Origin of the sequence: Bacillus sp. FSL R9-9492 (genome assembly GCF_038007365.1) — a bacterium.
In the GTDB taxonomy this organism is placed as follows: domain Bacteria; phylum Bacillota; class Bacilli; order Bacillales; family Bacillaceae_G; genus Bacillus_A; species Bacillus_A mycoides.
The window spans coordinates 483,352-495,456 of sequence record NZ_JBBOXC010000001.1 but is presented as its reverse complement, the minus strand read 5'-3'; the positions used below and the strand labels follow the sequence as shown (position 1 = coordinate 495,456).

The following is a 12,105-nucleotide window of genomic DNA, read 5'->3' as shown; positions in this document are numbered from 1 at the left end:
CGTACAGTCACCCCTTTTCTCACTTTTCGTTGCATATTATGAAAATGTTGAGCAACTGTGCCTGTCTGTTTCATATACTTGTAATAAATGCTCAACATTTTTTCAACGATAGACAATAGAAAAGGAGTGCCTACATTATGCCCAATGAAAATCCAAATGAGCGGCTCGGTAAATTAATAAAGAAACTGTTAAAGGAGCGCGCTCTATCTATGCGCCAACTAGGAACACTTACAAATATTGATCCTGCAACAATTTCAAGAATAATTAATGGCAAACAACAACCGAAGCAAAACCATTTACAAAAATTCGCAAACTGTCTACAAGTTCCACCGCAATTATTACTTGATGAAATGTACCCTAACTCTCCACACATAAATAAGGAAAAAGCAGATATGTACACATCTCTCGATACAATTCAACAAACATTACAATCCTCTAACCTATTCGACTTCGAATACACAACAACTCGTGTAAAACAAGAACTTGAAAATTACGAGCGCTATGCTCAAACTACTGAAGGCGAAAAGCGTATTCACGAGAGTTTCAAAAGTAAAATAGAACAAATTGATAGTGCTGGTCCTTTCATTGAGCAATTAACAAATATGTACCAACAATTTTGTACAGAAACCATTTCAACCGAAGAGCGTGCAATTATTGGGGGTGCCTTACTATATTTCATTTTATCAACAGACATTATCCCCGATTATCTTTTTCCAATCGGCTATTTAGATGATGCGATTGCCGTTGAATTAGCTAAAGAGAAATTAATTGAAATAAAACGAAAAACATAGAAAAATAAAGAACTATTTCAGTTGTTTATGTTCAACTCTGAAATAGTTCACTAAAAAAGCGTACAAGTACATACCTGTACAAATTCAATATACTAATCTATTTTTTTGTATGACACCATTCATATATGAACGCTGTTATTACTTTTGTAAATTCAATTAACTGCTCAACTTCAACTTTCTCATTTATTGAATGAGCTTCTTCTAATGTACCTGGTCCGTAAATAACAGCTGGAATGTTAAACTCACTAAACCATCCGCCATCAGTTACCGTTGCTGACATATCTAAAATTGCATTTTTAGATAAAATAGATTCATGTACTGAACTTAGCGTTTTGACAGCAACATGTTCGCTATCTACTTCTAAAGAAGGAAAAATTTCGCCACGATCCACAATCATTGATTCCCCGCCCCACTTAAATTGTGGTGGGTTCTCTCTTAACCATGGATCTGCTGCTGCCACTTTTCCTAAATACTCTTCTATTTCTTCTATTATTTGTTCATGCGTTTCATTTGGATAAAAATGTACGGTTATCCACAATCGGCACTCATCCGCAATAAATGCCGCATGACGTCCTCCTTCAATAACAGCTGGATTAATTGTTGTTGTTCCAGATGGATAGCCTTCATATGTTTTCATGACTGCCCAATGACGCTCTAATTCTTGTAAGCTTTGGACAATCTTCATCATTTTCTCAATCGCACTCGCTCCAAATAGACGTCCTCCAGCATGGATCATTTGTCTACGTGTTGCATCATGAAACGTTTGCGGGCTTTTCACTGTAATCCATCCAGTAATTACGCCGCCCTGCCCTTGCATATGTAAATTACTTGTATCAACTACTACTGCAAAATCAGCATCATAACCACGCTTACAACATTGAAGTGTCCCTGCTTCTCCTACTTCTTCGCCAATTACCGATTGAAAAATTAAATCCCCAGGTAATTCAATCCCCGCTTCTTCTAAAAGTTGAATAGCAAATAAGGCTCCAGCTAGTCCACCTTTCATATCTGCCGCGCCTCTCCCAACTAACCAACCATCTTTTATAAACGGCTCAAACGGATTTGTTTCCCACAGCTCGTCCTTTGATACTTCTGCAACATCTATATGTCCATTAATAATGAGACTTTTATGTGACTCACTTGCTGTCCCCTTTTTCACTCCAACAACATTCGGATCATTTGGATATACATCCCATTTATCAATACTAAAATTTCGTTTTTTTAGAAACTCCGCAACAAATTCTTGCGCCTCATTTGTATTTCTTGCTGGTGGTGCTGGTGTTTCAAAGCGAATTAAAGCTTTTGTAAGTTCTAGTAGCTCGTCTTTTCGTAAATCCATCTGTTTTAATAGCTGTGAGACTTCTTGATTCATTGCTAATTCCCCTTTGCATACGTAGTATGTTTCCAAATTTATTTTCACAAAAAAAGAGACTGTTTACAATCTTACAGTCTCCAAATTAATCACTATTATAAACTTTCTAATTCGGTTGTATTTGTCTTTTCAATATGTTCTACTTTACTTCTCTTATTTCTAGTAGCACGATAAAACAGTAAACAAACAATCATAAATGGAATACCACAATACAATGCCATTCTTTGTTCTGGAATAAAAGCCATAGCTACAATTACTGTTAAATTTAATACTAAAGCAAGAATTGGAACAAATGGATACAATGGTGTTTTAAATTTTAAGTCCTTAATATCCCCGCCTTGCTTCAAATATGTCCTTCTAGCCAATAAATTTGAAAGAGCAATAGATGCCCAAACTAATATTGCTCCGAACCCTGCAATTGAAAGAAGCCATAAATAAACTGTATCTTCCGCATAAATACCTGATAGTAATGAGAGACACCCTACAAACGTACTTACAATCAATGCATAAATAGGAACACCGTTTTTAGATAACTTACCAAAAATCGGGCTAATCATTCCTTGATTAGACATAGACCATAGCATACGGGAAGTTGCATATAATCCTGAATTCGCAACTGATAGTACAGCTGTAATAATAACGAAATTTATAATATCAGCCGCATAAGGAATACCAATTTTATCAAATACAACTACGAATGGACTTTCTATCACTCCTGCTTGCTGCCAAGGAAATAGTCCCGCAAGAATAAAAATAGATAGTACAAAGAAAATAAGTATGCGCCAAACTGTATTATTAATTGCCTTCGGGATAGTTTTCTCTGGATTTTCACTCTCACCAGCTGCAATACCGACTAGTTCTGTTCCTTGGAAGGAAAAATTAACTGCAATCATCGTAATTAAAATGGCTGATAATCCATTTGGGAACAATCCACCATAATCAGTAAAGCTAGAAAACATCGGCGCTGGTTCATTTCCTTTCATATCTAGAAAACCAAACATTGCTGCCCCGCCCAAAATGATAAATGCAATAATTGTAATTACTTTAATACTTGCAAACCAGAATTCAACCTCCGCAAAACTTCTTGAAGATAACGCATTAATAACAAAGAGCAATACGGCAAACACTACGCACCAAATCCATGATGATACATCTGGAAACCAACGTTTCATTAATATACTAACTGCAATTAATTCAATGCCTATCGTAGCCGTCCAGTTTAGCCACGACATCCATCCCACTACATAACCCGCTGCAGGTGAAATATGTTTTGTAGCATATGTTTGATACGATCCTGCATCAGGCATCGCAACCGCTAACTCTCCAAGACAGAGCATCGTTAAATACATAACAAATCCACCGACAAGATACGCTACAATCGCTCCTCCAGGTCCAGCTTCATGAATTGTATAACTGGATCCTAAAAAAAGCCCAGTACCAATAACCCCTCCGAGTGCAATCATAAATATGTGCCGACTTTTCAATTCCCTTTTTAATCCTTGGTTTTGATCCATCATATAAATCCCCCCTTTTCACTTAGCAAACCCTTTTAATGTAAGCGTTTTTAAAACCCTTCATAGTAAAAATAATTATTAAAAAGTGCAAAATACATATTACTACTATTAATCACTACCTGTTATTAAAAGGTCATCCCTCACTGTTATTAATAATTTTTGATCAGCAATAGCTTCTCCTTCTACCACTTCTAATGATTCAATATAACCACTGATTCCCACTTTAATTTCTACTTTCTGTTTATCTATCGTTTCAATTAACGCTAATTTTTCCCACTCATATACGTAAGAACTTTCAGTAACAAATAATTTCTCTACTTTCCCGTAACAAGGACTATACACGCCTTCTACAACCGTCTTCACTTTATAAATTCCTCCCTCTTATTAATTGGCACTGAAACGTTGCATAACCTATAAAGATTCCTAATCCCCCTACTCTTTAAATTTAGAGATCTCAACTACTATTCATGCAAAATACGTACCAACCTCAATATCTATGTAAAATTAGGATTTCTTACGAAAAAAATCTGCATAACCGCAAAATTTTTCTATCATTTGAAAAGTTTTAAGAGAAAATAGCAAAAAAATTTTGCGATTTTATGAGAATTTTAATAAAATTATAAAAAATCAGTCTTCATATGGTATAACGAGGAGAAGATAATACATGCATACAGAAGAAATCAATTTTAAAAAGATTATTGAAATGAATGTGCTATACGAAACTTTACTCAATGAACTCGATATCGGGATCCATATTATTAATGAGGAAAGTAAAACGATTATCTATAACCGTAAAATGATGGAAATTGAATCAATGGATCGCTTAGATGTGCTATATAAAAATCCTTTAGAAGTATTTGCATTTGAAGAAAATAAAAATAGTACTCTTATAGAGGCTTTAAAACTTGGAAAAACAAACAAAAATATAAAACAAACGTATTTTAACAATAAAGGACAAGAGATTACGACGATTAACGATACTTTTCCTATAATAGAAAATGGAAAAATTAAAGGCGCTATTGAAATTTCAAAAGAGATTAGTCATTTAAAGCAAACAATGAAAACGAACCTTTCTCGAAAACAAAATACTAAGTTTACCTTTGATCACATAATTGGTGATTCTAGAGCTATTCAATCGGTCATTGCAGAAGCAAAGAGAGTAATACGTACATCCTCCTCCATACTTATCATCGGGGAAACAGGGACCGGTAAAGAGCTATTTGCGCAAAGCATCCATAATGAAAGCAAGCGTTCAACAAAGCCATTCATTTCGCAAAACTGTGCCGCTATACCAGAAACCTTAATGGAAAGTTTACTATTTGGTACAAATCGAGGTGCTTTTACAGGAGCAATAGATAAACCTGGTTTATTTGAAGAGGCAAATGGCGGGACTTTGTTATTAGATGAAATCAACTCATTAAGCCCAGCACTTCAAGCTAAATTGCTGCGGGCTATACAAGAGAAAACAATACGAAGAATTGGGGGGGCGCAAGAAAAAGAAATTGATGTTCGTATTATAGCAACTATTAATGAAGATCCTCTTGAAGCCATAGCACACAATCGATTAAGACAAGACTTATATTACCGATTAAGCGTTGTTACTTTATGTCTTCCACCTTTACGGGAACGAAAAGAAGATATTGCATATCTTGTTCAACACTTTATTGAAAAATACAATATCCAATTTGAACTTAGCGTAAAAGATGTAGATTTAAACGTAAATAACTTCTTTTATAAATACGATTGGCCCGGTAATATTAGAGAATTAGAACATATAATTGAGGGTTCAATGAACTTGATAGAAGATGAAAATATCATTACAGCGTTTCATATGCCAACGCACTTTCGCGAACTAGCAAAAAAGGAACTGAATATGCAGACTCCGCTAACTAGTCACAATACTGATACGCCACAAACTTTAAAACGTATAATCGAAGAAATGGAAAAGAAATATATCCATCAAATTCTTAAAGAAAATAAAGGTAATATCTCACAAGCCGCAAAATTTTTAGGATTGAGTAGACAAAACTTACAATATCGAATTAAAAAATTGCACTTACACATATGAAATGAATCTTTCTCCAAGTGTAAAGAAACTGGTAAAATATGTTATAATAAACGTATAATATGCTAGAAAGGGGCAATGTATATGAGTAATGATAAGAAGTTGAAGTTATTACACTACTTAGGTCTTTTCCCTACCATTCTATGTATAATGCTATTCATTGATATGAGCAGCTTTCCTCATGCAAAGCTCTTAGGCACAATTAGCGGCTCCTTTGCAGCTATTATGCTTGCTGCTTTTTGGAATTTGAAGCTACGTATGAAGAAAGAGAAATCTTCTTAATTTCAGAGTGCAAAAAAATCGAGCCTTATCAGCTCGATTTTTTTACTTATTATTAAAATTCAACATTCTCCAAATACAATCCACTCGCCTCAGCAAGACAATTAATTTGATTACGTTGTTTTTCCTCTAAAATGTTTGGAATTGCGTCCGCCTCTAATTGCCCTAATCCAACTTCAATTAATGCTCCAACAATTTTCCGCACCATGTTATGAAGGAATCCGTTACCACTTACTCTAATTTGTACAAATCCTGATTCTTCGGAAACATCAAGTGTATACACTTCTCGAACCATAGATTTTTTCTTAGACTTTGCATTTGAAAAGGCAGTGAAGTCATGTGAACCAACTAAATGTTTCGCAGCTTCTTTCATGCTTTTCACATTTAATTGTTTATTCACGTGCATGCTGTATTTACGCATAAATGGGTTCGTATGCTCTTCATTCCAAATTTTATAAAGATATGTTTTTGCTTTAGAATTGTAACGAGCATGGAAACGATCTGGTACTTCTTCTACACTCGTAATACTAATATCATTTGGTAAATATTGATTTAAATACTTTTTCACTTTATGTTCTACTAACTTCTCATCACTTTGAAAGTTAGCTACTTGATTCAAAGCGTGTACACCAGCATCCGTTCTACTACAGCCGATAATTTCAATTTCTTTTCCGACCATTTCAGATATTATACTTTCGATTTTCCCCTGAATCGTATTGTCATTATTACCAAGACGTTGCCACCCTTTATAACGCGCACCATCATATTGAATCGTCAATTTATAATTGTTCATTATATTCTCCTTACTTCCATTCGCTAAATAAAATATACCCTCACATAGCTCTTGCTTTGTGAGGGACATCTCCTTATTAAATGTTACTTTCTAACAAGTTTCACTACATTTTCTACATGAGCTGTATGCGGGAACATATCAACTGGTTGTACATACTCCACTTCATAGCTCTCCATTAATGTTTCCACATCACGTGCTAATGAGGAAGGGTTACAAGACACGTAAACAACTTGTTTCGGTTTCACTTTTAAAATCGTTTCAAGTAATTTATCATCACAACCTGTACGCGGTGGGTCGACAACAATGACATCTGGACGCCAGCCTTCTTTTACCCACTTTGGTAACCATTGTTCCGCTTTACCAGCTTCATACTTTGCATTTGTGAATCCGTGGCGTTTTGCATTTTTCTTTGCATCTTCAATCGCTTCTGGAATTACATCCATACCACGTACTTCCGCTGCATCATTCGCAAGCCAAAGTCCAATCGTACCGACACCACAATACGCATCCACAATCTTCTCGTTTCCTGTTAAAGCAGCTGCTTTTTTTGCTTCATCGTATAAAACAACTGTTTGTTCTGGATTTAATTGGAAGAATGCGCGTGCTGATAATTCAAATGATAAATCACCTAGTGTTTCTTGAATTACTTCTTTTCCAGCTAATTTAAATGTTTTATCACCGAAAATAACAGATGTTTTACGCCAGTTTACGTTTTGCATAATTGATTTAACACTTGGCATTTGTTTTTGCACTTCTGCGATAAATTGATCTTTATTTGGTAATTCTTCTTTTGTTGTAATAAGTGTGACTTGCACTTCCCCTGTTTGAACTGCAGTACGTGTCACAATTGTGCGTACTAAACCTTTTTGTTTTTTCTCATTGTAAATAGAAACATTTAATTTTTCTAATATACGTCTTACAACTTTTGTCGCTTCATTCGTTGCTTTATGTTGAATCATGCAATGAGAAATATCAATTAACTGATGTGAGTTTTGCTTATATAACCCTGTAATAACCTTTTCGTCTTTACGCCCCACTTGCAATTGACTTTTATTACGATAATGCCATGGATTTTCCATACCAAGCGTCGGACGAATTTTCTCTTCCAGACTGTTATTCATGTACTTCTCAAATGCTTGTACAACGATATCACGCTTTTGATTTAATTGTTCTTTATAATCCAAATGCTGCAATTGACAGCCACCACACTCCTCATATACTGAACATGGTGCTTTCACACGATGTGGTGAGGATTTACGAACTTTTTTCACTTTCGCTTCAGCGAAGCCACGCTGAATTTTCGTTGCTTCAGCAACAACTTCTTCTCCTGGTAATGCCCCTGGAATGAAAACAACTTGTCTCTTAAAATAACCAACGCCTTCTCCGTTAATCCCAAGACGTTTAATTGTCACAGGAAACGTTTGACCAACTTCCAACTTACTCTCTTGTTGCTTTTGTATCATTATTACACCTCTACTCTATACTTTTCCATAAATATAACGCTGCATAACTGCAATATGGTTCACACTCTTGTTTCACTTTTTCTAAAAATGCATCATCAGGCTTATTATCTAATTGAAATACACCTTGCACTGCGCGCTGAATTCCAATGTCTGCTTTTGGAAACATATTTTTCCGACCAAGCCCAAACATTAAAAAGTTTTGCACTGTCCATGCTCCAATACCCCTTATTGGTAACAATTGTGCCGATACTTCTTCTTCTGTTTCGTTTTGTATCCTTGCTAAATCTAATTTACCGCCTACAATATGTTTTGCTAATCCTACTATATATTCGGCTTTTCGCTGACTAAACTTCTGCTCTCTCAATTCTTCTATTGAAATGTTTGCTACTCTTTCTGGTGTTGGGAAAAAGAAAACGCCGTTCTTCTCTGTCCCATATCGTTTTACAAATTGATCTGTTAGCACAGTAGCAAATTTCAAATTTATTTGTTGATGAATAATACAGCGAAGAAGACAAGCGAAATAATCAAATTCTAAAATAATTGGAGTATAAGCATATGTTTCAAATAGTGGACGTAATGATGTGTTTAAAAAATGATTTTGTATATTTTGAAACGGTTCATTCCAGTGAAAAATGGATTTCATTCGTTTCATTACTTTCTCTTGATCTCCTGCCTGACTAGAGATCCAAAACTGTGGATTTTGAACAGTACCAATCCCTTGCAAACGAACAACAATCTGTTCTTCGTCTATAAAAAGCGGGACATAAATTACTTTCTCGTCTAATTGAATAACGTTTAACGGGTCGAAAGATAAACGCTTTAGTACTTCCTCAAAATGGTACGGATATTCTAACGTAACATGTTCGCTCCACATACGTTTCCCCATCCTTTTTACACATCATTATAGCATGAGAAAACCGCAAGCATACATGCTTACGGTTGATTGCTTTTTACTAAATCATCTAGGCTTTTAAAATGATACCCTTTCTCGCGCAAATCATCAATGATTTTCGCAAGTGCTTCTGCATTATCTTTTGATATTGCATGAAGTAACAAAACAGATCCTGGATGAATCATAGTCATTACATTATTATGAGCATATTGCCATCCTCTTTGCTGATCTACTTTCCAATCAAGAAATGCAAGCGACCAAAACACGTTATAATATCCCATGTCTTTCGTAAGCGCTAGCGTTCTTTCACTAAACACGCCTCGCGGAGGGCGTACATATTTCACTTCTTTTTGCCCAGTAACTTTTTTAATCTCTTCCGTTACGCTCGTTAATTCTTCACGAAGTTTTGCATCATTTACTGTTGTAAAATCTGGATGACTCCAAGAATGATTACCAATAATATGTCCTTCATTTTTCATTCTTAATAATAAATCTTTTTGTGTTTTTATATAATGTCCCGTCACAAAGAAAGTTGCTGGTACTTTTTTCTCCTTCAGTACATCTAAAATCTTTCCTGTATATCCATTTTCGTATCCATTATCAAATGTTAAATAAATATCTTTTTTCTTCGTATCTCCTAAATAAAACCCACCATTTTTTTGTAGTAATTCTGTATATAGTTTCCCTGCATCTGGCACCGTTTCATTTTTAGGACGTGGGATTCCCCAGTTATGTGGTGTATTCGTATAAGCAAATGCTGAAACTGGAACAAGTGCCATCATAATTGAAAAAATGAGACCTATATATAACCATTTATATTTCATAAATAGTCTCCTTTCCATATATAATCGTACCTGTAGTTTCTGTTTCCCTGCTTTCTTTCATGCTGAACATGTTTTTCTATATATACCAAAAAAATGCACCTCGAATAATTCGAGATGCACTTCTCTTTACTTAAATACAGGTTCTTTAAAGCTCGCCAATTTTTCAAGTGATGTTTTATCAACATCAGCATGTAGACTTTTACCATGAGAATCCATCGTTACAACTGCTTTAAAACCATCGATACGTAAATGCCACATTGCCTCTGGGATACCGAATTGTAAGAAATCAACATCTTTCACTTCTTTAATACATTCAGCATAATATTGCGCTGCACCACCAATTGCATTTAAGTACACACCACCGTGTTCTTCTAAAGCTGCTAATGTTTTAGCACCCATACCGCCTTTACCAATTACAGCACGAATACCGAACTTTTTCATAATATCGCCTTGATATGGCTCTTCACGAATGCTTGTCGTTGGGCCTGCCGCTTTAATTTGCCAATTGTCATTTTCATTTTTCACTACAACTGGACCACAGTGATAAATAATTTGTCCCTTTAAATCTACTGGACAATCGTTATCCATTAAATGTTTATGAATCGCATCACGTCCTGTATACATCATGCCGTTAATTGTAACAACGTCACCAACACGAAGTTCACGAATTTGCTCTTCTGTAATTGGAGCTTGTAATACGATTTCACGCTGCTCTGTTTGTTCTTGCGCAGCGTCTTGTTGAAGTGTATCTTCACCTTCTTGGTATAACCAATCCATAATTTCACCTGTTTCAGGATGAATTGTTACGCCAAGACGACGATATGCCCAACAATTATACGCAACAGATACGTAGAAGCTCGCTGGCAAACGATTATATACTCCAATTTTGCAACCTAATAAAGTTGTTTCTCCGCCAAATCCCATCGTACCAATGCCAAGCTTATTCGCATTCTCTAATACATACTCTTCAAGCTTGTGTAATTCTGGAACTGGATTTACATCATCTAATGTACGGAATAATTGATTTTTTGCTAATTCGTAACCTGATGTGCGGTCTCCCCCGATACCGACGCCGATTACTCCTGCGCTACACCCTTGACCTTGCGCTTGATATACTGCATGAAGAAGGCATTTACGAATTCCTTCTAAATCACGCCCAGCTCGTCCAAGTCCTTCTATTTCACAAGGCAGGCTATATTGAATATTTTTATTCTCACAACCGCCGCCCTTTAAAATTAAACGTGCATCAATGTAATCTTTTTCCCATTGTTCAAACTTAATAACAGGTGTACCTGGTCCTAAATTGTTTCCGCTATTGTCTCCAAAAAGAGAATCAACAGAGTTTGGACGAAGTTTACCATCTTTTGTCGCCCGCTCAAGCGCACTATAGATAGCTTCCTTCAGTTTTAATTGATTCACACCAACTGGTGTATAAATTTTAAACGTTGGCATCCCTGTATCTTGGCAAATTGGCGAGATATTATCATCTGCCATTTTAATGTTATTCGTAATTGTGCCAAGTGCCATCGCCGAACGAGTTCCTGCATTTTCTCGTTCTTTCGCTTGTTGAATTGCGCGACGAACATCTTTCGGTAAGTTCGTTGACGTTTCAACAATTAGTTGATACATGCTTTCTTGAAGCTTTTCCATTGTTACTTCCCCCTCAATTGTGAACGCTACCAAAACGTTATGAAATGAAAATTCCATTGTTATACTCTTCAGCTGTTTATTTATTTCACGCCATTAAAGGTTAAATGAAATTTTTCACAACTTGATTATACCTTTTTTTCTATATTCCTTCTATTATCCGTACAGAAAAAGGCTGCCAATTTTGTAGTGGCAGCCTTTTTAATATATTATTCGTCTTTTTTAAATTGCTCACATTTCAGTTCTAATTCATCTAACATTGCAAGAAGACGATCTACATCTTCTAATTCTACCTCTTCTGGTTCAATCGTATCAATTACTTCAATGAACATATTTAAACGTTCTTTCAAATATACTAGTTGTGAATCTTTACCTTGAATTGCTTTTCCCATGAAGGCACTCTCCTTTTAATTCGAGTTGCTTTTATTATACCGCAAAAATGATTGCTATGGGCATGTAATTTCA

General features: G+C 35.5%; 12 protein-coding genes. 3 read left to right on the top strand and 9 right to left on the bottom strand.

Translation table 11 applies throughout. The features are described 5' to 3' along the window. The first annotated feature begins 137 nt into the window (after positions 1–137). Positions 138–791, top strand: a complete 654-nt coding sequence (locus MKY70_RS02530; RefSeq protein WP_002169221.1) for a helix-turn-helix domain-containing protein — start codon at positions 138–140, stop codon at positions 789–791. Between the two features lie 97 nt (positions 792–888). Here MKY70_RS02530 and MKY70_RS02525 read toward each other — a convergent pair whose 3' ends face one another. The 3 genes from MKY70_RS02525 to MKY70_RS02515 form a co-directional block, all read right to left on the bottom strand. Further along, complete coding sequence (locus tag MKY70_RS02525) at positions 889–2,211, bottom strand: acetylornithine deacetylase (protein ID WP_088031662.1); 1,323 nt, start codon at positions 2,209–2,211, stop codon at positions 889–891. A 47-nt stretch (positions 2,212–2,258) separates the two neighbouring features. Beyond that, on the bottom strand, positions 2,259–3,680 hold the full coding sequence (locus MKY70_RS02520) for an amino acid permease (protein ID WP_033708760.1): 1,422 nt from the start codon (positions 3,678–3,680) through the stop codon (positions 2,259–2,261). 105 nt (positions 3,681–3,785) lie between these two features. Continuing rightward, complete coding sequence (locus MKY70_RS02515) at positions 3,786–4,040, bottom strand: biotin/lipoyl-containing protein (protein ID WP_002063671.1); 255 nt, start codon at positions 4,038–4,040, stop codon at positions 3,786–3,788. 301 nt (positions 4,041–4,341) lie between these two features. On the opposite strand from MKY70_RS02515, the gene MKY70_RS02510 reads away from it, so the two are divergent. Together MKY70_RS02510 and MKY70_RS02505 are read left to right on the top strand one after the other, a co-directional pair. Next, positions 4,342–5,745 carry a sigma-54 interaction domain-containing protein gene (locus tag MKY70_RS02510; RefSeq protein WP_341023000.1) on the top strand — a complete coding sequence of 468 codons (1,404 nt, stop codon included), beginning with the start codon at positions 4,342–4,344 and terminating at the stop codon, positions 5,743–5,745. 81 nt (positions 5,746–5,826) lie between these two features. After that, positions 5,827–6,024, top strand: a complete 198-nt coding sequence (locus MKY70_RS02505) for a hypothetical protein (RefSeq protein ID WP_002140273.1) — start codon at positions 5,827–5,829, stop codon at positions 6,022–6,024. Positions 6,025–6,076: 52 nt separating this feature from the next. Here MKY70_RS02505 and truA read toward each other — a convergent pair whose 3' ends face one another. From truA to MKY70_RS02475, 6 genes are all read right to left on the bottom strand, one after another. Then, positions 6,077–6,814 (bottom strand): tRNA pseudouridine(38-40) synthase TruA, encoded by a 738-nt coding sequence (gene truA / locus MKY70_RS02500; RefSeq protein ID WP_002125027.1) that lies wholly within the window; start codon positions 6,812–6,814, stop codon positions 6,077–6,079. A gap of 83 nt (positions 6,815–6,897) precedes the next feature. Then, positions 6,898–8,277 (bottom strand): 23S rRNA (uracil(1939)-C(5))-methyltransferase RlmD, encoded by a 1,380-nt coding sequence (gene rlmD, locus MKY70_RS02495; RefSeq protein WP_002029595.1) that lies wholly within the window; start codon positions 8,275–8,277, stop codon positions 6,898–6,900. Between the two features lie 10 nt (positions 8,278–8,287). After that, positions 8,288–9,151: a DNA-3-methyladenine glycosylase family protein gene (locus MKY70_RS02490; protein WP_050000837.1), complete on the bottom strand. Its 864-nt coding sequence runs from the start codon at positions 9,149–9,151 to the stop codon at positions 8,288–8,290. A gap of 59 nt (positions 9,152–9,210) precedes the next feature. Next, positions 9,211–9,993 (bottom strand): delta-lactam-biosynthetic de-N-acetylase, encoded by a 783-nt coding sequence (pdaA, locus tag MKY70_RS02485; RefSeq protein WP_088031664.1) that lies wholly within the window; start codon positions 9,991–9,993, stop codon positions 9,211–9,213. A gap of 126 nt (positions 9,994–10,119) precedes the next feature. Beyond that, positions 10,120–11,643, bottom strand: a complete 1,524-nt coding sequence (fumA, locus tag MKY70_RS02480; protein ID WP_088031665.1) for a class I fumarate hydratase — start codon at positions 11,641–11,643, stop codon at positions 10,120–10,122. 206 nt (positions 11,644–11,849) lie between these two features. Then, entirely contained in the window at positions 11,850–12,032 is a 183-nt protein-coding gene (locus MKY70_RS02475) for an SE1561 family protein (RefSeq protein ID WP_002010264.1), read from the bottom strand. Positions 12,033–12,105 lie beyond the last annotated feature (73 nt).